This window comes from Pseudomonas lini, assembly GCF_030812475.1.
GTDB lineage: Bacteria > Pseudomonadota > Gammaproteobacteria > Pseudomonadales > Pseudomonadaceae > Aquipseudomonas > Aquipseudomonas lini_A.
This window is the reverse complement of sequence record NZ_JAUSSR010000001.1, coordinates 678,058-702,955: the sequence shown is the minus strand read 5'-3', so window position 1 is coordinate 702,955 and position 24,898 is coordinate 678,058. Positions and strand designations below refer to the sequence as shown.

25 protein-coding genes and 1 pseudogene are annotated in these 24,898 nt (G+C 61.2%); 12 read left to right on the top strand and 14 right to left on the bottom strand.

Annotated features, from left to right (window positions below):
- Positions 1–80: 80 nt before the first annotated feature.
- Both J2W17_RS03165 and J2W17_RS03160 read right to left on the bottom strand, forming a co-directional pair.
- Positions 81–704, bottom strand: coding sequence for a glutathione S-transferase N-terminal domain-containing protein (locus tag J2W17_RS03165; RefSeq protein ID WP_307329042.1), 624 nt, complete (start codon positions 702–704; stop codon positions 81–83).
- A gap of 375 nt (positions 705–1,079) precedes the next feature.
- The gene (locus J2W17_RS03160) at positions 1,080–2,171 is read right to left on the bottom strand and encodes a DUF1615 domain-containing protein (RefSeq protein ID WP_307329039.1); all 1,092 of its coding nucleotides are present in this window, start codon (positions 2,169–2,171) and stop codon (positions 1,080–1,082) included.
- A gap of 340 nt (positions 2,172–2,511) precedes the next feature.
- Between J2W17_RS03160 and J2W17_RS03155 the strand changes: the two genes are divergently transcribed.
- Positions 2,512–4,047, top strand: coding sequence for an FAD-dependent oxidoreductase (locus J2W17_RS03155; protein ID WP_307329036.1), 1,536 nt, complete (start codon positions 2,512–2,514; stop codon positions 4,045–4,047).
- A 225-nt stretch (positions 4,048–4,272) separates the two neighbouring features.
- Here the strand turns inward: J2W17_RS03155 and hemB are convergent, their stop codons facing one another.
- Positions 4,273–5,247 carry a porphobilinogen synthase gene (gene hemB, locus J2W17_RS03150; protein WP_307329033.1) on the bottom strand — a complete coding sequence of 325 codons (975 nt, stop codon included), beginning with the start codon at positions 5,245–5,247 and terminating at the stop codon, positions 4,273–4,275.
- 240 nt (positions 5,248–5,487) lie between these two features.
- Positions 5,488–6,198, bottom strand: coding sequence for a glutathione binding-like protein (locus tag J2W17_RS03145; RefSeq protein ID WP_307329030.1), 711 nt, complete (start codon positions 6,196–6,198; stop codon positions 5,488–5,490).
- Positions 6,199–6,550: 352 nt separating this feature from the next.
- On the opposite strand from J2W17_RS03145, the gene J2W17_RS03140 reads away from it, so the two are divergent.
- Positions 6,551–7,225 carry a histidine phosphatase family protein gene (locus tag J2W17_RS03140; RefSeq protein ID WP_307329027.1) on the top strand — a complete coding sequence of 225 codons (675 nt, stop codon included), beginning with the start codon at positions 6,551–6,553 and terminating at the stop codon, positions 7,223–7,225.
- 158 nt (positions 7,226–7,383) lie between these two features.
- On the opposite strand, the gene mnmH is transcribed toward J2W17_RS03140, so the two are convergent.
- Both mnmH and selD read right to left on the bottom strand, forming a co-directional pair.
- Positions 7,384–8,487 (bottom strand): tRNA 2-selenouridine(34) synthase MnmH, encoded by a 1,104-nt coding sequence (gene mnmH, locus J2W17_RS03135; protein WP_307329024.1) that lies wholly within the window; start codon positions 8,485–8,487, stop codon positions 7,384–7,386.
- Entirely contained in the window at positions 8,487–9,521 is a 1,035-nt protein-coding gene (gene selD / locus J2W17_RS03130) for a selenide, water dikinase SelD (RefSeq protein ID WP_307329021.1), read from the bottom strand. The genes mnmH and selD overlap by 1 nt, the downstream gene beginning before the upstream one ends.
- Positions 9,522–9,662: 141 nt before the next feature.
- Between selD and J2W17_RS03125 the strand changes: the two genes are divergently transcribed.
- Both J2W17_RS03125 and J2W17_RS03120 read left to right on the top strand, forming a co-directional pair.
- The gene (locus J2W17_RS03125) at positions 9,663–9,890 is read left to right on the top strand and encodes a DUF6555 family protein (protein WP_064678785.1); all 228 of its coding nucleotides are present in this window, start codon (positions 9,663–9,665) and stop codon (positions 9,888–9,890) included.
- A 39-nt stretch (positions 9,891–9,929) separates the two neighbouring features.
- Positions 9,930–10,208, top strand: a complete 279-nt coding sequence (locus J2W17_RS03120; RefSeq protein ID WP_307329017.1) for a hypothetical protein — start codon at positions 9,930–9,932, stop codon at positions 10,206–10,208.
- A gap of 22 nt (positions 10,209–10,230) precedes the next feature.
- Here J2W17_RS03120 and J2W17_RS03115 read toward each other — a convergent pair whose 3' ends face one another.
- The 3 genes from J2W17_RS03115 to J2W17_RS03105 form a co-directional block, all read right to left on the bottom strand.
- On the bottom strand, positions 10,231–10,398 hold the full coding sequence (locus J2W17_RS03115; protein WP_150800966.1) for a metallothionein: 168 nt from the start codon (positions 10,396–10,398) through the stop codon (positions 10,231–10,233).
- Between the two features lie 66 nt (positions 10,399–10,464).
- Positions 10,465–10,917, bottom strand: coding sequence for a DMT family transporter (locus J2W17_RS03110; RefSeq protein WP_307329011.1), 453 nt, complete (start codon positions 10,915–10,917; stop codon positions 10,465–10,467).
- 2 nt (positions 10,918–10,919) lie between these two features.
- Positions 10,920–11,414: a DMT family transporter gene (locus tag J2W17_RS03105; protein ID WP_307329008.1), complete on the bottom strand. Its 495-nt coding sequence runs from the start codon at positions 11,412–11,414 to the stop codon at positions 10,920–10,922.
- 237 nt (positions 11,415–11,651) lie between these two features.
- Here J2W17_RS03105 and J2W17_RS03100 point away from each other — a divergent pair, with 237 nt between their 5' ends.
- Complete coding sequence (locus tag J2W17_RS03100; protein ID WP_307329005.1) at positions 11,652–12,587, top strand: LysR family transcriptional regulator; 936 nt, start codon at positions 11,652–11,654, stop codon at positions 12,585–12,587.
- Positions 12,588–12,712: 125 nt separating this feature from the next.
- On the opposite strand, the gene J2W17_RS03095 is transcribed toward J2W17_RS03100, so the two are convergent.
- Positions 12,713–14,029 (bottom strand): Na+/H+ antiporter family protein, encoded by a 1,317-nt coding sequence (locus J2W17_RS03095; RefSeq protein ID WP_307329002.1) that lies wholly within the window; start codon positions 14,027–14,029, stop codon positions 12,713–12,715.
- Positions 14,030–14,213: 184 nt separating this feature from the next.
- On the opposite strand from J2W17_RS03095, the pseudogene J2W17_RS31035 reads away from it, so the two are divergent.
- Both J2W17_RS31035 and J2W17_RS31030 read left to right on the top strand, forming a co-directional pair.
- Positions 14,214–15,668, top strand: a pseudogene (locus J2W17_RS31035) (HAMP domain-containing protein); the annotation flags it as partial.
- 102 nt (positions 15,669–15,770) lie between these two features.
- Entirely contained in the window at positions 15,771–16,526 is a 756-nt protein-coding gene (locus J2W17_RS31030; protein ID WP_373459951.1) for a methyl-accepting chemotaxis protein, read from the top strand.
- A 146-nt stretch (positions 16,527–16,672) separates the two neighbouring features.
- Here the strand turns inward: J2W17_RS31030 and J2W17_RS03085 are convergent, their stop codons facing one another.
- Genes J2W17_RS03085 through J2W17_RS03070 form a run of 4 tightly spaced genes read right to left on the bottom strand, consistent with a single transcriptional unit; the run spans position 16,673 to position 19,283 of the window.
- Positions 16,673–17,986 (bottom strand): sensor histidine kinase, encoded by a 1,314-nt coding sequence (locus J2W17_RS03085; RefSeq protein WP_307328996.1) that lies wholly within the window; start codon positions 17,984–17,986, stop codon positions 16,673–16,675.
- Positions 17,983–18,651 carry a response regulator transcription factor gene (locus tag J2W17_RS03080; RefSeq protein WP_307328992.1) on the bottom strand — a complete coding sequence of 223 codons (669 nt, stop codon included), beginning with the start codon at positions 18,649–18,651 and terminating at the stop codon, positions 17,983–17,985. Before J2W17_RS03080 ends, J2W17_RS03085 begins: the two co-directional genes overlap by 4 nt.
- 3 nt (positions 18,652–18,654) lie before the next feature.
- A complete protein-coding gene (locus J2W17_RS03075; protein ID WP_307328989.1) occupies positions 18,655–18,975 on the bottom strand; it encodes a PepSY domain-containing protein in 321 nt (106 codons plus the stop codon).
- Positions 18,975–19,283 (bottom strand): PepSY domain-containing protein, encoded by a 309-nt coding sequence (locus J2W17_RS03070; RefSeq protein WP_307328986.1) that lies wholly within the window; start codon positions 19,281–19,283, stop codon positions 18,975–18,977. The genes J2W17_RS03075 and J2W17_RS03070 overlap by 1 nt, the downstream gene beginning before the upstream one ends.
- Before the next feature lie 261 nt (positions 19,284–19,544).
- On the opposite strand from J2W17_RS03070, the gene J2W17_RS03065 reads away from it, so the two are divergent.
- The 5 genes from J2W17_RS03065 (at position 19,545) to codA (ending at position 24,884) form a co-directional block, all read left to right on the top strand.
- On the top strand, positions 19,545–20,624 hold the full coding sequence (locus J2W17_RS03065) for a patatin-like phospholipase family protein (protein WP_307328983.1): 1,080 nt from the start codon (positions 19,545–19,547) through the stop codon (positions 20,622–20,624).
- Positions 20,625–20,718: 94 nt separating this feature from the next.
- The gene (gene queD / locus J2W17_RS03060) at positions 20,719–21,075 is read left to right on the top strand and encodes a 6-carboxytetrahydropterin synthase QueD (RefSeq protein WP_008152165.1); all 357 of its coding nucleotides are present in this window, start codon (positions 20,719–20,721) and stop codon (positions 21,073–21,075) included.
- Between the two features lie 207 nt (positions 21,076–21,282).
- A complete protein-coding gene (locus tag J2W17_RS03055) occupies positions 21,283–22,113 on the top strand; it encodes an alpha/beta fold hydrolase (RefSeq protein WP_307328979.1) in 831 nt (276 codons plus the stop codon).
- Between the two features lie 247 nt (positions 22,114–22,360).
- The gene (gene codB / locus J2W17_RS03050) at positions 22,361–23,632 is read left to right on the top strand and encodes a cytosine permease (protein WP_307328976.1); all 1,272 of its coding nucleotides are present in this window, start codon (positions 22,361–22,363) and stop codon (positions 23,630–23,632) included.
- 13 nt (positions 23,633–23,645) lie between these two features.
- Positions 23,646–24,884 (top strand): cytosine deaminase, encoded by a 1,239-nt coding sequence (gene codA, locus J2W17_RS03045; RefSeq protein WP_307328973.1) that lies wholly within the window; start codon positions 23,646–23,648, stop codon positions 24,882–24,884.
- Positions 24,885–24,898 lie beyond the last annotated feature (14 nt).

Below are 24,898 nucleotides of genomic sequence, written 5' to 3'. Positions count from 1 at the left end.
GACTGACATACAACATCGATGTCGACTGACCTGGCCTGTTCGCGGGCAAGCCTCGCTCCTACAGGGGAATGGTGGTGTTCTCAGGCCGGCCAATGCCGCGCAAACACAGGTGCCAGCGTCGGATGCCGGTCGATCCGTTCCAGCCAGGTGAAAAACCCCGGCCGGGTACTGCGCAAATGCTCGCGGCTGCCCGCCCACCGACTGACCACCGCGGCCAGCACATCCAGGGCTCTGGGGCTTTCATCGCCCAGGTACAACTCGCCCGAGAACTGATCGGCAAACACCTCCCAGCTCCAGTGCAAGCGCTTGCGCGCGCCGGCCATGAGATTGTGCCTGGACGCTTCATCCGCCTGGGCCAACCAGCGTTCGGGGTAATCGATGATGCCAATGGCCGCATAGCAATTGCTGACGATAAATGTCAGGCCACGGATGGCCTGATCGCGCTCGGCAGGCTTTTCCGGCAGCAGCTTCGAATCGGGAAAGGTGAGCCCCAGGTGAATCAGGATCGCGGCACTCTCGGTGAGCGTACTGCCATCGGGCAGTTGCAAGGTCGGGATCTGCTTGAGTGGGTTGAGTTTCTCCAGCGCCATGGCGTCTTGCGGCGACGATTCGACGTCGATGAAGCGGTAAGGGATCTCGCAGAGCTCAAGTGCTGCTTCGATCGCGGCTGCGCCGGAGTTCTGGTGTCCGTAGAGCTGGTACATGGTGCGGCTCCCCTGGCGAGACAAGAATATAGTCAGTAGAGGCGCGCTCACCCGCCCTCGTTCCACTTCGATTACACGAACATTGCCCGCTCAAGTGTAGAAGTGCGCAGGGGAGCCGGCAATAATCCGGGGCGCATGCGCTGCCCGGCCAATCGCCAAGCTCGCGGCCCGCGGAATGTGTATGCACGACAACGACCAGGCGGAGATACCAAACCCTGTAGGAGCCGGCTTGCCGGCGAAGGCGTCCTCATGGGCGATGAGGCTCGAGGCAGCCTTCGCCGGCAAGCCGGCTCCTACAGGGTTGGCGTTTTCCACCATTCGGCGATACGCAGATGATGTTTCAGGACGCTGCCGATGACTGCGATCTTCTGATCGTCATTTCGCCCGCGCCATACACCGCTGATAACGCTCGTCGACCCGTTTGGCAAACCATGCCGTGGTGAGTTTGCGGGTGATTTTCGGGCTTTGCAGGACGATGCCCGGCAACACCGCGCGCGGCAATGAACGCCCCTCGGCCTGTTCGGCCAGCTCGAAAACCCGCCGGTAGAGTTCGGTATTCTCGAATTCGAGGCTTTTGCCCTCCTCCAGCTGATTGCGGATGCTCGGATTACGCATGCCCAGTTGCTTGCCAAGGGTGCGCACCGCCAGTTCCGTGGTGCCGGGCATGATCGAATCGTAGCGCACCAGATCGCCATCGAGCGCCAGCGGGATGCCCGTCGCACGACTTACCGCGTTCTGGAACGCGGCATTGCGGCTGGCGTACCACCCGGCATTGAAATCGGCGAAGCGGTACAGCGGCTGCTTGTAGCTCACTGGATAACCTAACAAGTGGGCGATGCCGAAATACATGCCACCGCGACGGCTGAACACTTCACGACGAATCGAACCGTCCACCGGGTACGGATAATCCCGCGCCTGCTCCTCGGCGAAATCGATGCTGACCTGCATCGGCCCGCCTGTGTGTACCGGGTTGAAACCGCCGAACAGGGTACGGCCCATGGGCACCATGCCGATGAAATCATCGAATATCGCGCTGAGCTCTTTTTCGCTGCGCGCGGCTTGCAGGCGGTCGCTGTAGCTTTTGCCGTTGCTGGAACTCACCTGCAACGCACCGCTCACCAGCAGGCCGGGGATGTGGGCCTTGGCGGCGCGGCGATCGATTTCTTCGCGGGCGATCCTGCCCAGGCCCGGCACCGGAGGATCCACCTGAAAGGTCGACTCCTGCTCGGTGACCGCCAGTACCGAACACAGGTTTTGTGTGGAAGGGTAGATATTCTGGGCGGCAAAGGCTGCATGGATGTCGGTAGCCCAGCCCTGGCGGTCGACAGTTTTGGCCGGCAGCAAGCGCACGATCTCGGCCCTGACCTCGGCGGGCTTGCGCGCCGGTGGCTCCTGGATGCGTTGAGTGCCGCAACCGGCCAGCACCAGCAATGCGGCGATACTCATGATCAATCGATTGGCTTGCATGATGCTCCATCAAATCCGTTGAGCCGGGTTAACCATACGATCAAAGGCATGGCGCAGGCTATGACTGTGCCGAGAAGGCACTGTTCCCTCTACAGGTACTTACCATGGGGCGAGAGGTTATTGTCCTGTAGGAGCAAGCTTGCTCGCGATGGAGGTCAACGATAACGCTGGAAACCTGACACCCCGCGGCGCTCTCAGGTTCTTCGCGAGCAAGCTCGCTCCTACAGGCAACCACGCCATCGGTGTGCCGACCTTCCAGTTCAATGCCTCGGCCGACTGGGACGTACCCCCATGCCCGGACTGGACCATACTTGCTCCACACATCGAGGAGCACAGGCCCATGAACCGTAGCGACGTACTGATCATCGGTGCCGGCCCGACCGGACTGGTACTGGCGTTGTGGCTGAGCAAACTGGGGATCCGCGTGCGGATCATCGACAAGTCGTCGAGCCCCGGCACCACGTCGCGGGCACTGGCGGTGCAGGCCCGCACGCTGGAACTGTATCGCCAGCTCGACCTCAGCCAGGCCGTGGTGCAGAACGGCCATCGGGTCGGCGCGGCGAACTTCTGGGTCAAGGGCGAACCGGTGGTGCGCTTGCCCCTGGGCAGCATCGGCGAGGGCCTGACCCCCTACGCATTCCTCGAAATATACCCGCAGGACGAACACGAGCGGCTGCTGATAGAACGCCTGGAAGCCTTCGGCATCCGGGTCGAGCGCAATACCGAGCTGGAGGGTTTCGAGGAAACCGGCGACGGCATCACCGCCCGCCTGCGCTTGCCGGATGGCCAGCTGGAAAGCTGCCAGACCTGTTATCTTGCCGGATGCGACGGCGCCCGGTCGATTGTGCGCAAGACTCTCGACACCGGTTTTCCCGGCGGCACTTATCAGCAGATCTTCTACGTCGCCGATGTGCAAGGCAATGGACCGGCGTTCAACGGCGAATTGCACGTGGATCTCGACGAGGCGGATTTTCTCGCGGTGTTTCCGTTGGCCGGTGAAGGTCGTGCCCGGCTGATCGGTACGGTGCGCGATGAACGCGCCGAGCAGGCTGAAACCTTGCGTTTCGAAGACGTCAGCAGCCGTGCCATCGAACACATGAAGGTACAAGTCGAGCAACTGAACTGGTTCTCGACCTATCGTGTGCACCATCGGGTGGCGGATCACTTTCGCACCGGGCGCGCGTTTCTGTTGGGTGATGCGGCTCACGTCCACAGCCCCGCAGGCGGCCAGGGCATGAATACCGGTATCGGCGATGCCATCAACCTGGCCTGGAAACTTGCCGCGGTACTGAACGGTGGCGCCCAGGCCGGACTGCTCGACACTTATGAACCGGAGCGCATCGCATTTGCCCGCAAACTGGTGGCCACTACCGACCGGGTGTTCAGCTTCGTCACCGCCGAAGGACGCCTGGCCGACCTGTTGCGCACACGGGTCGCGCCGTTCCTGCTGCCCAAGGTGGCTTCACTGGAAACGAGCCGCGAGTTCCTCTTTCGCACGGTGTCGCAAATCACCCTCGATTATCGCGCGATGCCGTTGAGCAAGGGCGTGGCCGGGCATGTTCATGGCGGCGACCGGTTGCCCTGGGCCCACGACGGTGAGGGGGACAATTTCGAATCGCTCAAGTGCATGAGTTGGCAGGTGCACGTGTACGGCGATACCAGCGATGAAATGATCGCCTGGTGCAACGAACATCACTTGCCGTTGCATGTGTTTGGCTGGCGTCCGGCGTTTGAAGCGGCGGGTTTGGGGCGTAGCGGGTTTTATCTGTTGCGGCCGGATACCTATGTAGCGATAGCCGAGACGTGCTCCGATCCGAAGGTGATCGAGCGGTATTTCCGGGATCATGGGATCAGGCCGTATTTTGGATCTCCCTGATTCACCACTGACCCCTGCAGAAGCCGGCTTGCCGGCGAAGGCGGAGTGTCAGCCGACACATATATTGACTGCCCCACTGACCCCTGTAGGAGCCGGCTTGCCGGCGAAGGCGGAGTGTCAGTCGAAGCATGTATTGACTGACCCACCGCTTTCGCCGGCAAGCCGGCTCCTACAAGGGTTGTGGCGATTGTTAGACCGCGCCAGGTCCATCGCGAATGGTGATCGTCAGATCCCGGCCAGCGCCAGGTCCATCGCGAAGTAGGTGAAGATCAGATCCGCCCCCGCCCGCTTGATCGCCCCCAGGCTCTCACGCACCACCCGATCCTCATCGATCGCCCCGGCCTGTGCGCCGAACTTGATCATCGCGTACTCGCCGCTCACCTGATACGCCGACAGTGGCAGGCGCGACGCCTCGCGGATGTCGCGGATGATGTCCAGGTACGCGCCAGCCGGCTTGACCATCAGCGCGTCGGCGCCTTCCTGCTCGTCCATCAGCGATTCGCGCACGGCTTCGCGGCGGTTCATCGGGTTCATCTGATAGCTTTTGCGATCGCCCTTGAGCGCACTGCCACCCGCCTCACGGAACGGTCCATAGAGCGCCGAAGCGAACTTGGTCGAGTAGGCCATGATTGCGACCTGGCTGAAACCCGCCTCATCCAGCGCCCGGCGAATGGCCCGGACCTGGCCGTCCATGGCGGCTGACGGGGCAATCACATCGGCCCCGGCCCGGGCGGCGGCCACGGCTTGCTTGCCGAGGTTGACCAGGGTCTGGTCGTTGTCGACTTCATGGTTATGTACCACGCCGCAATGACCGTGGTCGGTGTACTCGCAAAAGCAGGTGTCGGACATCAGGATCATTTCCGGCACCGCATCCTTGGCAATGCGCGCCATGCGCGACACCAGGCCGTTGTCGCGCCAGGTGTCACTGCCGCTGCTGTCCAGATGGTGGGATACGCCGAAGGTCATCACCGATTTGATCCCGGCCCGGGCGTAGCGCTCGATCTCGCCCGCCAGCCTGGATTCCGGAATCCGCATCACCCCGGGCATGCTCTTGATCGGCACGAAGTCATCGATTTCTTCCTCGACGAAAATCGGCAACACCAGGTCGTTCAAGCTGAATTCGGTTTCCTGGAACAGGCTGCGCAGGCTCGCATTGCGGCGCAGACGGCGTGGACGTGCTTCGGGGAACTGACTGGACATGGGGGTTCCTGAAAAATCGGCGGGTGAGACGAAAGTCGTAGGGGGTGAAGCTTATGCCCTGCAAGGCGCAGGGCACAAACGTTGAACGTTCAAGACTGCGTTACCGGAACGGCAACAATCATCGGCATCAACACAACCCCCTGTAGGAGCTGGCTTGCCGGCGAACGCGGTGTGTCAGTCGACACATGTATCGGTTGACCCACTGCCTTCGCCAGCAAGCCGGCTCGTACAGGTCCGGGGTCAATTTGAGATCGGCTTGGGGATCTCCAGCCCGCGTATCACCGCCGGCCGCGCCAGGAAGCGTTCCAGCACTCGCGTGACATTGGCGAAGTCCTTGATGCCCACCAGATCCCCGGCTTCATAGAAGCCGATCAGGTTGCGCACCCAGGGGAACGTCGCAATGTCGGCGATGGTGTAGCGCTCGCCCATGATCCAGTCGCGCCCTTCCAGACGTTCGTCGAGCACTTTGAGCAAGCGTTTGCTTTCTTCGATGTAGCGGTCCCGTGGACGCTTGTCCTCATAGTCCTTGCCGGCGAATTTGTGGAAAAAGCCGACCTGGCCGAACATCGGTCCGATACCACCCATCTGAAACATCAGCCACTGGATCGTCTCGTAACGGGCGGCCGACTCCTGGGCCAGCAATTGCCCGCTCTTGTCGGCGAGGTAGATCAAAATCGCCCCGGACTCGAACAGCGGCAGCGGTTGGTCATCCGGTCCGTGGGGGTCGAGGATGGCGGGAATCTTGTTGTTGGGGTTCACCGACAGAAATTCGGCGGAAAACTGATCGTTGGTATCGAAGCCCACCCGATGCGGTTCGTAAGGCAGCCCGATCTCTTCGAGCATGATCGAGACCTTGACGCCGTTGGGGGTCGGCAAGGAGTAAAGCTGGATCCACTCGGGGTATCGGGCCGGCCATTTGCGGGTAATCGGGAACGCGGACAGATCGGTCATGGGGGAGAATCCACGGCAAAATTGAGACCGTTGATCATAATGCAGGCGTTGGCGAAGGTTACGAACTTTTGGCTTTATCAATATTGCTGATGAGCAAGATCGAAAGATCGGCGCATTGGCCACCGTGCAACGGATGTACCCTGTCCATAAATCCGCAACATCCTGTTGATATCCTTTGCTCCAATCCGTTTGAAGTTGCCGCTAAAGTGCTGCACTCGCCCGGATGAACCAAATGGGCTCAGGGGACTCCAATGCACCGCCCCCATGACATGGAAAACACTCGCAGCCCCGGAAGCTCGCGGTGTAGAGGTTTGTCAGCCTTAACCGAATGCGCCGAAGATTACCCATACACATGACGAACCTTTTGAAATTCGCCAAACGCTTCAAGCATCGCGCGTACGTATTCCTGCCCTCCTTGCTGGCTGTGAGCGCGCTGTTCCTGTCGCTGGAGTCCAGTGAAAGCCGCGCCCAACCGGCGGATGGCACCCAGACCCTGGTATTCTTGCGCCATGCGGAAAAACCCGCCGGCGGCCTGGGCCAGCTCAATTGCCAGGGCTTGAACCGCGCCATCGACCTGGCCACCTTGCTGCCGGAAAAATTCGGCAAGGCCAATTACGTGTTTGCCGCCAACCCGACGCGCAATGTCGAGGAAGGCGAGCTGGACAATTCCTACAGCTATATCCGCCCCTTGATGACCATCAGCCCCAGTGCCATCAAGCTCGGCTTGCCGGTGAACATCAATTTTTCGGCCAACGACACCAGCGACCTGGCCGATGAACTGCTGCACGACAAGTACCACAACTCGGTCATCTACACCGCCTGGTCCCACGGCTACCTGCCGGAGTTGATCAACAAGGTTGCCGGCGAAGCGGTCGGCAAGAAACAGAACATCACCGATGACTGGGAGTCCAGCGACTACGATTCGCTGTATGTGCTCACGCTGACCTGGCATAACGGCAAGGCCAGCCTGGTGAGCCACAGCTACAAGCAGGGGCTGGATAACGGTCGGGAGACTTGTCCGACCTGAGTGTTGATCGGGGCGGTGCCTTCAGTTTTGTAGTGTCTGTGCCGACCCCTTCGCGGGCAAGCCCGCTCCCACAGTGGTCTGTGGTGGAACACAGATTTGTGATCGACGCTGCCCCTTGTGGGAGCGGGCTTGCCCGCGATGGGGCCAGTAAAACACCATCAACCTCGCTGGTTCACCCGCTCGCGCAAATACTCAAGCACCGCCCCCCGCTCCCCCGCAAACTCGATCCGCGCGCCCTTCTTCTCCCGCTGAAACGCATACATAGGATCGTAATACTCCCGTAGCAGCCCTTCGATCCAGCTCCGGTGCAGATCCACTGCCCCACTGCGCGCCTGCTCCGCCAACGCATCTTCCATCAATATCAGCATCCGCCGATGACGCTCGCCGCCCAGGCGCTTCTGCACATTGTTCAGGCTCGCCAGCAACCGCTCGGAAAACAGCCCGAAACCTTCATCGCCACGCACATCGACGAACTCGGCGCACAAATCCACCACGTAGTCGCGCAGGATCCGCTCCACCCGCCCTTCCAGGCTGTCTTCCAGCCACACCATCGGATAGTGCTGCATGCCCTGGAACAGCGGCAATGGCAGAGCGCAACTGCCGATCGCCCGGCTCTCGTCTTCCAGCACGAACTGCTCGATGCCACGGGCGCGCTTCTTCAGCACGTCCACGGCCAGGCGGTTTTCGAAGTCGATGTTGGAGGGTTGACCGGTGGCGCGTTTGCCGAAGCTGGAGCCGCGATGATTGGCGTGGCCTTCAAGGTCAAGGCCGTTGCTCAATTGCGTGAGCACCTCGGTCTTGCCGGTGCCGGTCATGCCGCCGAGCAACACGAAATCGCACTGGGCGACGGCCTGATCGACCGTATCCAACAGGAACGTGCGCATCGCCTTGTAGCCCCCACCCACCCGCGGATAGTCGATCCCCGCCTCGTCCTTGAGCCATTGCTGGACGATCTGCGAGCGCAATCCACCGCGAAAACAATACAGATGGCCATCAGGATGCGCCCGGGCAAAATCGGCCCAGGCCCGGATGCGCTCGGCCTTGATGTCGCCGGATACCAATTGAAACCCCAGCGTGATCGCGGCTTGCTGACCGTGCTGCTTGTAGCAGGTGCCGATCCGCTGCCGCTCGTGGTCATTCATCAGCGGCAGGTTAATCACGCCGGGGAATGAACCCTTGAGGAATTCGACCGGCGCCCGGGCGTCCATCATCGGCCGGTCGTTGAGGAAGATGTCGCGGTAATCGGTGCAGTCGAGTGTCATCAAAACACCTCGACCGCGTTAGTCTGTCGCTCGATCAATTCGCCGATCGGCTCAAGGGTCAGGCCCAGCCCGGCGGCCACGTTGAGAAATTGTGCGTTGCCTTCAGGGGTGACTGCGATCAGCAGGCCGCCGCTGGTCTGCGGGTCGCAGAGCACGCGTTTGTGCAGTTCCTGCAGGCGTCCGAGCTTGCTGGCATAGCTGTCGAAGTTGCGCAAGGTGCCACCGGGCACGCAACCCTGGTCCAGGTAGTACTCGACACCCGGCAACAGTGGCACACGGTCGTATTCGATACGCGCGGTCAACTGGCTGCCATCGGCCATTTCCACCAGATGCCCCAGCAGGCCGAAACCGGTGACGTCGGTCATCGCGGTCACGCCATCGAGCTTGCCGAAGCGGCTGCCGGGTTTGTTCAGGGTGCACATCCAGTCACGCGCCAGGCCGATGTCGGCGTGGCGCAACTTGCCCTTTTTCTCCGCAGTGGTGAGGATGCCGATACCCAGGGGCTTGGTCAGGTAGAGCAGGCAACCGGCGGTGGCGGTGTCGTTGCGCTTCATGTGGCGCTTTTGCACCAGCCCGGTCACGGCCAGGCCGAAAATCGGCTCCGGCGCGTCGATGGAGTGCCCACCGGCCAACGGGATCCCAGCTTCATCGCACACCGACCGCCCGCCACGAATCACTTCCCGGGCAATCTCCGGCGCCAGTACATTCACCGGCCAGCCGAGTATGGCGATGGCCATCAGCGGGTCGCCGCCCATGGCGTATATATCGCTGATGGCATTGGTCGCGGCGATGCGGCCGAAATCGAACGGATCGTCGACGATCGGCATGAAGAAGTCGGTGGTCGACACCACGCCCCGCTCTTCGTCGATGGCATACACCGCCGCGTCGTCGCGTGATGCGTTGCCGACCCAGAGATTCGGATCAAGATTCTGTGCCCCGCTGCCAGCGAGGATCACCTCCAGCACCTGGGGAGAAATCTTGCAGCCACAGCCTGCGCCATGGCTGTATTGGGTCAGACGGATCGACTCGCTCATTAGGAAAACACCTTGAAAAGATATCCCGAGAGTCTACAACAACGCCGATTTTCAGGCGCAGCCGCAGCCGTCCGACAATCCGAATGAATTTTCCGCAGCCCGAACGATCCCTCTATTACCACAGGGAGGATTACGGGCTCTATGAACAATGCAAAACTTTTCGTCATTGAATACACCCTTCATGGCGCGCCCAAGTCTTTCATTATCCGCCTGGAAAAAATGGATAACGCGGAGGCCTGGCATTGGGCGAGCTGTGACGCCGGCGTGGGTCGGATCCCGCGCTTCGGCAGGGAGAAGGTGCAAAAGACCAGCAAGCCGATGGCGGAGAAATTCGGTGTGGAGAACGTCAAGTGGCGCCCGGCGAATTGACCGGTCGCGCCCGTATCGGACATTGGGAGGGAACAGTGCATGACCACGACACCGCTCACCAGCATGGCACACATCGACTACGGCCTGGATACGCTATTCGGGCGGGTCACCAAAAGCGCCGAGTGTCTGGTCGGGCTGGAACAAGTTGAAAATGATCCGACATGCTTTGCGTTACGCGTCCAGCCACCCTTGCCCGAGGATCTGGAAAAGGCAAAAACGCTGGTGGTCAGGGTTGCAGGACGACGTTTCAATGGCGTCGTCCGCCGTACCGAGCGACTGGACGATGAAAGCCTGAAACTGGAAGTGGAGCCCGAATAGGCTCCACCTTTGCCTGGATCAGCTATTTGCCGTGGGCACACTTGCAACCTTTACTGGCGCATTCTTCGCCATTTTCATGGTGCTTGGCGCAGGCTTCGCAGCAATAGTGCTTGCCGTGACGTGCAATCGGATGTTCGCCTAGCTTGCAGGAGCATTTGGGGCAGTCGCAGATACTTTCACTGTCGATCATGAGTCTGACTCCATGGGTATGGTTGTCCGGCGCTGGACTGCGCACCGTAACAAGAGTGTAGGAGCGTCATGCCTCCCGTGTATTGCTGCGGTACATGAACAGCAGCGCCAGGGCGAGAAGCACCATTGCCAACACCCGAGTGCCGGACAACTCGATCGGCGGATTGCCCAGCCAGCCGAAGTTATCGATCAACATCCCCATGGCCAGTTGCCCGACGATCACCGCGACCGTTGCCACCGCTGTCCCCACCCGTGGTACCGCGCCGACCATCACCATCATGTACACCACGCCGAACAGTGCGCCGCCGAGCTGCCACTTCGGCACGTCCAGCAGGCTCACGGCATGGGCCGGTTCGAAAAACAGGATCAACAACCCGGTGACCACCGCACCGACCACGAAGGTCAGCAGACTGCTGCGCAACACGCCGACCGTTTCGCCCAGTCGCCCGTTGATCGCCGCCTGGACACTCAATACCGCTCCAGCGGCCACGACCACCGCCAACAATATAATCAGATTCATCATCAACCCCGAGCGATCAGAACAAGTGCCGCGACAATCAGCAGCAAGGCCAGCCAACGTTCGCCGTTGACCTTTTTGCGGGTGGCGCCGAACCAGCCGAAGTGATCGATCAGTACGCTCTTGCCGACTTGCCCGGAGAGAATCGCGATCATGGTCATGGCAATGCCAATGTACGGCGTGGCCAGGGTCAGCACCACCACGTAGATCGGCCCGAGCAACCCCCCGATCAATTGCCAGCGCGGCAGCTGGTTCAACGCCGGACCCTGTTGCGGGCCGCTGAACAACAGCAGCAAAAACAGGATCGCCGAACCTACGCCGAAGATGCTCAAGGTCGCCCACAAGTGCCCGACCTGAACCCCGAGCGGCCCGAGCAACCCGGCCTCCACGGAAAGGCCCATGCCGGCGAGGATGACCAGCGGCAATAGCAACAAGCGCAGCCCGGGTTTGGTGGTTGGCGTTGCGACAACGTTAACGTGGTCGATTGAAGAAGATTGCATCGGGAGTTCCTGTGTAGTCGATCAAAGCGCGTTCCCCCTGTAGGAGCTGGCTTGCCAGCGAAGGCGTCCTGACAGCCAACACATGTGTTGAATGTTCTACCGCATTCGCTGGCAAGCCAGCTCCTACAGGGGGGGCGTTGTCAGTGGGATAGGCGCGCATTATCGGCTGGCGATGTTTTGCGATAAATGGGAGTATCCCGACAACACTTTTGCGTAAACCGCACAGCAGGATCGATCATGCACGGCCTCAACGAACTCGGATTCAAGGCGCTTCGACTGTTTGTCGCGGTATTGGACCACGGCAGTTTTTCCGAAGTAGCCCGGCGCGAAGGCCTGGCGCCCTCTTCGATTTCCCGGCAGATCCAATTGATGGAGCAGGCGCTGAACCAGCAACTGCTCTACCGCCACACCCGCGCCGTCTCGCCCACTGAAGCCGGGCGGATGCTTGGGCATCACGCGCGGCTGGTGCTGGTGCAACTGGAAGAAGCCGAACAAGCCTTGCAGGAACAGCAAAGCGAGCCCAGCGGGCTGGTGCGGATCAATGCGCCAGTGGTGTTTGGTCAGCGGCATCTGACCCCGTGGCTGGGGCAACTCTGCGAGCGCTACCCGAAACTGCAACTGGATATCCAGCAGACCGACAGCTACATCGACCCGCTGCAGGAAGGCGCCGACCTGCTGTTTCGCATCGGCCCGCTGCATGATTCGAGCATGCAGGCACGCATTCTGGCGCCGCACCGCTTTCAAGTCGCAGCGAGCCCGGCTTACCTCAAACGCCATGGCACCCCGCAACACCCGAACGATCTGCAGACTCATCAATGCCTGGCTTACAAAGGCGTGACCGGCCAGCAGCGCTGGTTTTTTCGCCAAGGCCAGCAGGATTGGACGCCGTATTCGGTAAAGGGACCGATCACCGGCAACCACGCCGACACGCTGACCCAGGCTGCCGAGCAAGGCCTGGGGCTGGTGATGTTTCCGTCGTGGCTGATTGGCGAGGCGGTGCGCAACGGCACCCTGGTGCCGGTGCTGGGGGGCTATCAGGTGTCCAACAGCCTCGAACCGCAGCAGATCGCCGTGCTCTGGCCGGGCAGTCGACGGTTGTCGGTGAAGGTCAGGACGGTGATCGATTTTTTTGTCGAGTGTTTTGGTGCGGTGCCGTATTGGGACAGGCCCTAAACCCTGTCAGTCAAGGAGTGAATACTGTGGGAGCGAGCCTGCTCGCGAAGGCAGCACATCCAGCATTGGTGTGACTGACCGACCGCTTTCGCGAGCAGGCTCGCTCCCACAGGGGGATGTGTGACTTACAAGACCATCGCGGCCACCCAGCCAAACCCCAGCAACGGCAGGTTGTAATGCAGGAACGTCGGGACCACGGTGTCCCAGATATGGTGATGCTGTCCATCGATGTTCAAGCCGGATGTCGGGCCCAGCGTCGAGTCCGAGGCGGGCGAACCCGCGTCACCCAGGGCACCGGCGGTACCGACGATGCTGACAATCGCCAGCGGGCTGAAACCCAGTTGCACGCACAGCGGCACGAAAATCACTGCCAGAATCGGTACGGTGGAAAACGACGAGCCGATGCCCATGGTCACCAGCAGGCCCACCAGCAACATCAGCAACGCGCCGATCGCCTTGCTGTGGCCGATCCACGAGGCCGAAGTTTCGACCAGCGTCTGCACCTCTCCGGTGGCTTTGATCACTTCGCCAAAGCCGGAAGCGGCGATCATGATGAAGCCGATCATCGCCATCATCTTCATGCCTTCGGTGAACAGGTCGTCGGTGTCGCGCCATTTGACGATGCCCGATGCCGAAAAAATCAGGAACCCTGCCAACGCACCGATGATCATCGAGTCCAGCAGCAACTGGACGATGAACGCCGCGGCGATGGCCAGGCCGGCCACCATCAGGCTCAGGGGGTTGTACTGCACCGCGACCTGTTCGACCTGTTCGATCTTTTCCAGGTTGTAGACACGCTTCTTGCGGTAGCTGATAAACGCAGCGCCAAGGCCGAACACCATGCCCAGCGCCGGAATGCCCATGGCATGGGTGACGTTGATGCCGCTGATATCGACGCCGCTACGGGCAACGTTGGCCAGCAGGATCTCATTGAGGAAGATGTTGCCGAAGCCCACGGGCAGGAACATGTAGGGCGTGATCAGGCCGAAGGTAATGACACAGGCGATCAACCGCCGGTCCAGTTGCAGCTTGGTCAGCACATATAACAGTGGCGGCACCAGCAGCGGAATAAAGGCGATATGTATCGGCAAGATGTTCTGCGAGGCGATGGCCACTACCCAGAGCAGGCCGATCAGCAGCCACTTGACCTGACCGCCACCGCTGGCGTGCTGGCGATCGACCATCGCCAAGGCTTTGTCAGCCAGGGCATGGGCCAGGCCTGACTTGGCAATGGCCACCGCGAAGGCACCCAGCAAGGCGTAGGACAAAGCGACCGTCGCCCCGCCGCCGAGGCCGCTGTTGAACGCCTTGAGCGTCGCGTCGATGCCCAGGCCACCGGTCAAACCACCGACAAGCGCGCCGACGATCAGCGCGATCACCACATGCACGCGGGACAGGCTGAGTACCAGCATGACGCCAACCGCGGCAATTACTGCATTCATTATCAAGACCTCAAGACAAACGGAATGAATCCGGCCGGCAGTCTGCGTGAGCCGCCAGCGGATTGAAGAGTGGGTTTTATTAGAGGGCGGGCACTTTGCCGCAGAGTCACCCCCATGTCAAAGCCCCTACGCGATCCCCTGTAGGAGCGAGGCTTGCCCGCGAAGAACGATAACGCGGTTCTCAATGGAACCGCGTAACGGCCTTCGCGGGCAAGCCTCGCTCCTACAGGGGGTCCGTGCAAGGCATCCATTCAGGTATGCCTCTTATTCGCAGGGCGGCATAAAGAAAGCCGGACCCCTGCCGCTACAGTGCCGAGTCTCAGATAATTATCGAATAAAGGACGTCTCCATGTCGCTCAGACAACTTTCCATTCAATGGAAGATCACCCTGCTCGCCGGGCTGTGCCTGGCCGGTATCGTGACCCTGCTGGTGGGTCTTTCGCTGTATCGCATGGAGCACAGCGCCGTATTGGTGAAAGCCTCGAGCATGGAGATGCTCACCGAAGCCGCCCAGGCGCGGATCGAATCCCAGGGTGAAAACCAGGCACTGGAGATTCGTCAGCAGTTCATGGACGCCTACCAATACGGACACGGCTTTTCCCGCCAGGTCCTGTTCCTGCGCGATCAGGCCGAGAAGCGCTTCCTCGACGCCTTCGACCTGCGCGAAGACCTGACCCGCCAGGTCAAGTCGGCGCTGCAAGCCAACCCGGAGCTGCTTGGCCTGTCGCTGGTGTTCGAAGCCAATGCGCTGGACGGCAAGGACGATCTGTTCACCGGCCAGGCGGAACTGGGCAGCAACGACAAGGGCCGCTTCGCCCTGTATTGGTCGCAACCGACACCGGGCAAGGTGACCTCCATGGCCCTGCCCGAAAGCGACATGGCCGACACCGGCACCGGGCCCAGCGGCGAACCGGCCAATGCCTGGTTCACCTGCCCGCGCACCACGCTCAAGCCCTGCGTGATCGAACCGTACTTCTATGTGATCGACGGGCAGAAGGTGCTGATGACGAGCATCGTTTTCCCGCTGATGGTCAATGGCAAGGTCATCGCGTCGCTGTCGGCGGACATCAACCTCAACAGCCTGCAGGCAGTCAGCCAGGGCGCCAGCAAGAAGCTGTATGACGGCCAGACCAACGTCAGCATCATCAGCCCGGTGGGCCTGCTCGCCGGCTACAGCCCGGACGCCAGCAAACTCAGCCAGCGCCTGGAGACCGTGGACGTGACCAACGGCGCCGAGCTGATCCGCATGCTCGCCGCCAGCACCCGGACCGAGAGCCTGCACGGCAACCAGCAGTTGAAGGTGCTGGCGCCGTTCCAGCCGATTCCCGGTGGCAAGTCCTGGGGCGTGCTGCTCGAGGTGCCGGAAAAAGTGTTGGTCGGCCCTGCCGAAGCCCTGAAGAAACAACTCGATGACAGCAACACCGCCGGCACGCTGATGGAACTCGGCCTTGGCGCGCTGGCGGCGTTGATCGGCCTGGTGCTGGTGTGGCTGATGGCGCGCAGCGTGACCCGACCGATTCTCGGCGTGGCCCACATGCTCGAAGACATCGCCAGCGGCGAAGGCGACCTGACCCGGCGCCTGGCCTATGACAAACAGGATGAACTGGGCCAACTGGCCGGCTGGTTCAATCGCTTCCTCGACAAGCTGCAACCGATCATTGCCGAGGTCAAACGCTCGGTGCAGGACGCGCGCAGCACGGCGGATCAGTCCTCCGCCATCGCCACTCAGACCAGTGCCGGCATGGAACAGCAATACCGGCAAGTGGATCAGGTCGCGACCGCTTCCCACGAGATGAGCGCCACCGCCCAGGACGTCGCCCGCAGCGCCGCACAAGCGGCACAAGCGGCGCGTGACGCCGATCACGCTACCCGACGCGGCCTGAGCGTGATCGACCAGACCACCACCAGCATCGACAACCTCGCTGCCGACATGAGCGCGGCCATGGTGCAAGTCGAAGGCCTGGCGGCCAACAGCGAGAAAATCGGATCGGTGCTGGAAGTGATTCGTGCCATCGCCGAACAGACCAACCTGCTGGCCCTCAACGCTGCGATCGAAGCGGCCCGGGCCGGCGAGGCCGGACGCGGTTTCGCCGTGGTGGCCGATGAAGTGCGCAACCTGGCCCGCCGGACCCAGGAGTCTGTCGAAGAGACCCGCCAGGTGATCGAGCAATTGCAGAGCGGCACCCAGGAGGTGGTCGGGTCGATGAGCCACAGCCATCGCCAGGCCCAGGGCAGTGTCGAGCAGGTAGGCCAGGCCGTGACGGCACTGCGCCAGATTGGCGAAGCGGTGACAGTGATCAGCGATATGAACCTGCAGATCGCCAGTGCGGCGGAAGAACAAAGCGCAGTGGCCGAAGAGATCAACAACAATGTGGCGACGATTCGGGATGTGACCGAGTCGTTGTCGGGCCAGGCCAATGAATCGGCACGGGTGAGTCAGTCACTCAATAGCCTGGCCAATCAGCAGCAGAGTCTGATGGATCAGTTCCGCGTCTGACCTGGTTTTTACTGACGACACACCCCCCTGTAGGAGCTGGCTTGCCAGCGAAAGCGGTAGCACATCCAACACATATGTTGGCTGTCAGGACGCCTTCGCTGGCAAGCCAGCTCCTACAAGGGACCGCGTGAACATTGAGATCGTGGTCAGCGCCTGGGCAATTCGATCACCACCTTCAACCCGCCCCACTCACTCTCCTCCAGCCTCATCACCCCGCCCCACGTATCAACGATGTCGCGCACAATCCCCAAGCCCAACCCGTGCCCATCCATCTGTTCATCAAGCCGCGTACCGCGACTGAGCACCTGATCGCGCTGGTCCTCGGGAATCCCCGGTCCATCATCTTCCACGCTCAGCTCAAAGCCTTGCGCCGTCTCGATCACGCTCAAGCGCACCTCGGCATCCGCCCACTTGCAGGCGTTGTCCAGCAGATTGCCGAGCAACTCGAGCAAATCCTCCCGATCCCACGGCAGCTGCAAGCCCTTCGGCGCCACATAGCCGAGGTCCAGGTGTTCGCCGTGGATCATGTTCAAAGTTGCCAGCAACCCCGGCAGTTCCCCATCGCAATCGAACAGCGCCCCCGGCAGTGCATCGCCGGACAACCGGGCGCGGTTGAGCTCTCGATTAAGCCGTTGCTGCACCTGCTCCAGCTGTGCCTGAATCACTTTGCGCAGTTGCGGATGAGCGTCGAATTTCTCGCTCGAGGCCAGGCTCAGCAAGACCGCCAGCGGGGTTTTCAAGGCATGCCCGAGGTCGCCCAGTGCATTGCGCGAGCGTTTGAGGCTGTCTTCGGTGTGGGCCAGCAAATGGTTGATCTGCGCCACCAACGGCTCCAGCTCCACCGGCACCTTATCATCGAGTTGCGAGCGCTGGCCCTGCTGCAACTGGGCGATTTGTTCACGGGCCTTTTCCAGCGGACGCAAGGCGCGGCGCACGGTGATCCGCTGCAGCAACAGAATCAGCAGCAACCCCGCCAGGCCCAGGCCGAGACCGACCTGTTGCATGCGCAGAAAACTGTCGCGCACCGGGGTGTAGTCCTGGGCGACGCTGATGGAAATCGACTGGCCCAGGCGTCGGTAGTCCGAGCGCAATATCAGCAGCTGCTGCCCTTCCGGCCCCAGTTGCAGGTTGCTGTGCAGGCCGGGATGATCCAGGCGCGGCAGTTCCTGATCCCATAGCGAACGGGAGCGCCAATGGCTGTCGGCAAAGTCGATGCGGAAATAGTGCCCGGAAAACGGGCGCTGATACGCCGGCGACAGGTGTCGCTCATCCAGCTGCAACCCCTGCGGCCCACGCACCAGTGCCACCAGCAGGCTCTCACTGTCGTTGCGCAACCCGGCTTCGAGGTAGCGCTGCAAGCCCATTTCAAACAGCCACAGGCTGGTCTGCGCCAGCACCAGGCCGACGATCACCATCACGCTGATCAATCCCAGGCTCAAGCGGCGCTGGATCGACCTCACTGACCTTGCCCGCCGAACAGGTAACCCTGGCCGCGACGGGTTTCGATCACGCTGCGCCCGAGTTTGCGCCGCAGGTGATTGACGTGAACTTCCAGCACATTGGAATCGCGCTCGGTTTCACCGTCGTAGAGGTGTTCGGCGAGGTGGCTTTTGGACAGGATTTGTTCGGGGTGCAGCATGAAATAGCGCAGCAAGCGGAATTCTGCCGCAGTGAGCTGGATGTCGGCGCCGTCGCGGGTCACGCATTGGCGGCCTTCATCCAGGTGCAAGCCCGCTGCCTTGAGCGTCGGCTGGTTGGCCTGGCCGTGGGAGCGGCGCAACAGCGCCTGGACCCGCAGATGCAATTCTTCAGGGTGGAAGGGTTTGGTCAGGTAGTCGTCGGCACCGGCCTTGAGGCCCTCGATGCGCTCGGCCCAGGAGCCGCGTGCCGTGAGGATCAGCACCGGTGTGGCCAGGCCACCGGCGCGCCATTGAGTCAGCACTTCCAGTCCCGGCAGCCCCGGCAGGCCGAGGTCGAGAATGATCAGGTCATAGGGCTCGCTGCTGCCCTGGTACACCGCATCGCGACCATCCGCCAGCCAGTCCACGGCATAGCCCTGGCGGTTGAGGCCGGCCATCAGTTCGTCGGCCAGGGGCACATGGTCTTCCACCAGGAGCAAACGCATGGGTCAATCTTCCTTGTCTTTCAGTAACTGGCCAGTGCTGGCATCGAGGTCCAGTTCACGGACCACGCCGTCGGTGGTCAGCAGCTCGACCTCATAAATGTAGACGTCGTGTTTTTTCTCTAGCTCGGCTTCCAGCAGCTTGGCCCCGGGATAACGATCCAGGGCCTGCTGCAACAGTTGCTCCAGCGGCAGAATCACCCCTTGCTGTCGCAGGCGCAGGGCTTCGTCCTGATCCAGGTCCCGGGCCATCGCCACCGAGCAAAAAACCAGGAGCGCCAGGGCCAGGCGGCTGACGCGTCGGTTTGCAAGACAAAGCACCTTCATTACGTATCCTGATGATCCTTGAGAACCTGCCCGCTGACAGCGTCCAGTTCCAGGTCCCACTCAATGCCTTGCGGATCGCGCAGTTCCACCTGATAGATGTACTTGCCGTACTCTTCTTCCAGTTCGGTTTCGGTGATGGCGGACCCCGGGTGTTTGGCCAATGCAGTGGCGTTGAGCTTCTCGAAAGACACAATAGTACCAGCGTCGCGCAATCTCAGGGCTTCATCGGGGCCCAGGTCGCGGGCCTGGGCGATGCCGGCGGTCAGGGTGATGAGGGTGGCGGTGAACAGGGCAGTCAAAGTTTTCATGGGGTGTCTCCGTATTTTTATGTGTTGCTTACGGGAGCCACTTTAGCGATTGCAACTTAACTGAAACTGAATTGCCATCATTGGAGCTGGCACCACGCTATCACAGACGCCCTCCATCCCTGTAGGAGCGAGCTTGCTCGCGATAAACGATTCGGCGCCGGGTTGTTCCTGACACCCCGCGTTACCGTTAACCAACGTCTCGAGCCAGCACATGGATCGGGGGCGCTTATAATCCTCCGCTCGCCAGAAATAGAGACCGGTATGACCGCCATCCACATCAAGTTCCCGTCCCTGACCCTTAAAGCCGGCCACCGAGCCTTCGCGCGTATTCGTGCAAACGGTTTGAGCGCCGCCGACGTCGGCACGCTGCCCGGCGCCGCCGGCGGCCCCAAGGGGTTGGGCATTCAAGGGCTGGACCTGGCGTTATTCGGTGAATGGCTACCGGCAATGCCGCGGGAGCGTTCATTGATCGGCGCCTCGGTGGGCGCCTGGCGCTTCGCCAGCGCCTGCCTGCCCGACGCCGCCGAGGGCATCCGGCGCCTCGGTCATCTGTACACCGAGCAGCATTTCGCCAAAGGCGTGACCATGGCGCAGATCAGCCAAAGCTCCCGGCTCATGCTCGATGAACTGCTCGATGGCCGCGATGCCTCGATCCTCGACAACCCTCATTACAGACTGAATATCATGGTGGTCAAAAGCCACGGCTTGCTCGCGGGCGATCATCGTGGCCGGCTGGGGCTGGGCCTGTCATCGGTGATCGCCGACAACCTGCGCGGTCGCGCACGGCTGTCGCGGCATTTCGAACGACTGATCATCCACGATCCGCGCCTGGCGCCACCGCTCAATGCGCTCGACGATTTCCCGTCGCGCTTCGTCGCCCTGGATGCCGGCAACCTGCGTCAGGCCTTGCTCGCGTCAGGCTCGATTCCAATGGTGATGGAAGGCGTACGCGACCTGCCTGGCGCCGGCACCGGCACTTTTCGCGACGGCGGTCTGCTGGACTATCACCTGGACCTGCCCTACAGCGGCAATGACATCGTGCTCTATCCGCACTTCACCGACCGGGTCATTCCCGGCTGGTTCGACAAGACCCTGCCGTGGCGCCGCGCCTGTCCTGCGCGCCTGCAGGATGTCCTGCTGCTGGCGCCATCAAGGGAATACCTCGCGCGCCTGCCCTACGGCAAACTGCCGGATCGCAACGATTTCAAGCGTTTCATGGGCGACGCACCGAGTCGAAAAAAGTACTGGCGCGCAGCGATGGACGAGAGCCGTCGGCTGGGTGACGAGTTCCTCGATCTAGCCGTCAGCGGTCGTCTCGGTAAACACTTGCTGACCCTTTAGTCAGTGTTTTCCCGCAAGCCCAAACGCAAACTGTTAAACTCGCCGCCTGCCCACATCGCCGCGGCGATCGCCACCTGACAGAGCTCAAAACACTGTGGAAATCTTCAAAGAATTTACCTTCGAATCCGCCCACCGCCTGCCCCACGTGCCGGAAGGTCACAAGTGCGGCCGCCTGCACGGTCACTCGTTCAAGGTGGCGATCCATCTGAGTGGCGATCTTGATCCGCATACCGGCTGGATACGGGACTTTTCGGAGATCAAGGCGATCTTCAAGCCGCTGTATGAGCGCCTGGATCACAACTACCTGAATGACATTCCCGGGCTGGAGAATCCGACAAGTGAAGTGCTGGCCAAATTCATCTGGAAAGAATTGAAGCCCCTGCTGCCGGAACTCAGCGCAATCCGCATCCACGAAACCTGCACCAGCGGCTGCATCTACCACGGCGAATAAACCCGGCAACCACATTCCCCCTGTAGGAGCTGGCTTGCCAGTGAAGGCGCCGTGTCAGACGACACAGTTGTTGCCTGACCCACCGCTTTCGCTGGCAAGCCAGCTCCTACGGGAAATGCGTTTCGTCAGTGAATGATCAAACCACCTTTAGCGGTGGTTTTTTTATGCCTATGCTTTTTGGCTTGCACACGCCAAGAGGACGCATCCATGACTGACTGGCCGCTGGCTCAGACCTATCGCTTCAACGGGCACTCCGTGCGCTTCGCCGTCCGGGGCGATGGCCCGCCGTTGGTGTTTGTGCATGGCACGCCCTTTTCTTCTTACGTGTGGCACCGGATTGCGCCGCATTTCATCACCACGCACCGGGTGCATTACTTTGACCTGCTGGGTTATGGGCTGTCCGACAAAATCGAGGGCGACGTGTCCCTGGGTGTGCAGAACGAACTGCTGGCCCGGCTGCTGGAGCATTGGGGCCTGGATTGCCCGGACGTAGTGGCCCACGATTTCGGCGGCGCTACCGCGTTGCGTGCTCATCTGCTCAATGGCAAGGATTACCGCAGCCTGACGCTGATCGACCCGGTGGCGCTGTCGCCCTGGGGGTCGCCGTTCGTGCAGCATCTGCGTCAGCATGAGGCAGCATTCAACGGTCTGCCCGATTACATCCAGCAGGCAGTCGTGCCGGCCTATATCCGTGGGGCGATCAAACGTGAAATCCCGGACGACGAACTCGCCCCTTATGTGCAGCCTTGGCTGGGGGATCCGGGGCAGGCTGCGTTTTATCTGCAGATCGCACAGATGGATGAGCGTTATACCCGGGAGGTCGAGGCGCAGTACCCGCGCATTCGCTGCCCGGTGCAGATTCTCTGGGGCGAGGATGATCAGTGGATTCCCATCGAGCGTGGCAGGACATTGCACGAGATGATCCCGGGGTCACAGTTTTATCCGGTTCCGAACGCCGGACATCTGGTTCAGGAAGATGCACCTGAAGCCATCGTCGCGGCGTTGCTGCGGTTTCTGCCACTACAAAAATCCCCCTGAAGCAATCCATTATCCCCTGTAGGAGCTGGCTTGCCAGCGAAGGCGCCGTGTCAGACGACACAGTTGTTGCCTGACCCACCGCTTTCGCTGGCAAGCCAGCTCCTACAGGGGTTCTGTGTTCCTTCAGATAGTTCGCGCCCTCTGCCGAACCAAACCGCCCTCGCTCGTCTATAAATAACAACACCTGCCCCGCTTGGCACGACCGCTGCAACACCCTTCGCGTCCTCCATCCAGCAAGGAACGCCCCATGACGCAAAACGCTCCCGGCAACGACTACCCGCTCAGCGAAGTCCCGATGCATGCCCGCAAAGGCCTGGCCTCCACGGCCATGGTGCTGTTGGGTTTCACCTTTTTTACCGCGACCATGTTTGCCGGCGGCAAGCTCGGGGTGGCGTTCGGTTTCGGCGAAATGATGGCGGTGATTATTGTTGGCAACCTGCTGCTGGGGATCTACGCCGCGGGCCTGGGCTACATTGCGTTCAAGAGTGGCCTCAATTCGGTGCTGATGGGACGTTTCTGCTTCGGCGAAATCGGCAGCAAGCTCAGTGACCTGATCCTCGGTTTCACCCAGATCGGCTGGTATGCCTGGGGTACGGCGACGGCGGCCGTGGTGTTGGGCAAGTATTTTGAATTGAGCGACGGCACGGTAATGGGCCTGATGGTGCTGTTCGGCCTGATGTTTTGCGCCACGGCCTATGTCGGTTATCGCGGACTGGAAATTCTGTCGTATATCGCGGTGCCGGCCATGATGTTACTGCTGATGCTGTCGATGTGGGTCGCCACGACCAAGGTCGGCGGGCTCGACGGCTTGCTGGCGGTCGTGCCGTCGACCACCCTCGACTGGTCGACCGCCATCACGCTGGTGTTCGGCACCTTTGTCAGTGGCGCGACCCAGGCGACCAACTGGACGCGCTTCTCGCGCTCGGCCAGGGTCGCCGTGCTGGCGAGCCTGATCGGTTTCTTTGTCGGCAACGGCCTTATGGTGTTGATCGGCGCGTACGGCGCCATCGTCTACCAGCAACCGGACGTGGTCGAAGTGTTGCTGTTGCAAGGTTTCGCCATGGCGGCGATGGCCATGTTGCTGCTCAACATCTGGAGCACCCAGGACAACACCATCTACAACTTCGCCGTCGCCGGCTGCAACCTGCTGCGCACCGGCCGGCGCAAAACCGTAACCCTGGCCGGCGCAATGATCGGCACAGTATTGGCGTTGCTGGGCATGTACGACTATCTGGTGCCCTACCTGATTCTGCTGGGCACGGTGATCCCGCCGATCGGTGGCGTGATCATGGCGGACTTTTTTTATCTCTATCGCGGTCAATATCCACGTCTGGCCGACGCCCGGTTGCCGGCGTTCAATGGTTCCGGCCTGGGTGCTTATGCGGTCGGCACCGTCGCGGCGTTCAGTTCGCCCTGGGTCGCGCCACTGGCAGGGATTGCCGCTGCCGCGCTAACGTATGTGATATTGACCGGGATGCTCGGTACCCGTATCGCCAACGCGCCACTAGAAGATCTATAAAAGGATTCGCCCGATGCACATCATCAACGCCCGCCTGCGCAACCAAGAAGGGTTGCATGAGTTGCACCTGGAAAACGGCCTGATCAGCAATATCGGCCGACAGACCGAGGCGCCGACCCTGGGACCCGATGATCTGGACGCCGGCGGCAATCTGGTGGTGCCTCCCTTCGTCGAGCCGCATATCCACCTCGATGCGACGCTGACCGCCGGCGAGCCGCGCTGGAACATGAGCGGCACGCTGTTCGAGGGCATCGAGTGCTGGAGCGAGCGCAAGATGACGATCACCGGGGAAGACACCAGGACCCGCGTCAGGAAAACCCTCCAGAGTCTCGCCGCCCACGGCATCCAGCATGTGCGCACCCACGTCGACGTCACCGACCCGCAACTGACGGCGCTGAAGACGATGCTCGAAGTGCGCGAAGAAAGCCGACACCTGGTCGACATGCAGATCGTCGCCTTTCCCCAGGAGGGCATCGAGTCGTACCCCAATGGTCGGGAGCTGATGGAAGAAGCGATTCGCATGGGCGCCGATGTGGTCGGTGGCATTCCGCATTTCGAGTACACCCGGGACCAGGGGGTGAGTTCGGTGAAGTTCCTCATGGACCTGGCCGAGCGCACCGGTTGCCTGGTCGACGTGCACTGCGATGAAACCGACGACCCGCATTCGCGCTTTCTCGAGGTGCTGGCCGAAGAAGCACGCAGCCGCGACATGGGTTCACGGGTCACCGCCAGTCATACCACGGCCATGGGCTCCTATGACAATGCCTACTGCGCCAAACTGTTTCGCCTGCTCGGGCATTCCGGGATCAGTTTCGTTTCCTGCCCCACCGAAAGCATTCACCTGCAAGGTCGCTTCGACAACTTCCCGAAACGCCGCGGCGTGACCCGGGTCAACGAGTTGCTCGAAGCGGGGATGAATGTGTGTTTCGGCCAGGACTCGATCGTCGACCCCTGGTATCCGCTGGGCAACGGCAACATTTTGCGGGTGCTCGAAGCCGGCCTGCACATCTGCCACATGCTGGGTTACCGCAATTTGCAAAGCGCCCTGGACCTGGTGACCGACAACAGCGCCAAGGCCATGGCCCTGGGTGATCGTTACGGTCTGGAACGGGGGCGGCCGGCGAATCTGCTGATTTTGTCGGCGGACAGCGATTATGAGGTGATTCGCAGCCAGGGGTTGCCGTTGTATTCGGTGCGTGGGGGCAAGGTGTTGATGAAGCGGCAGATGCCGGTGGTGGAGTTCATGGTCTAAATCGAATTTGGTAG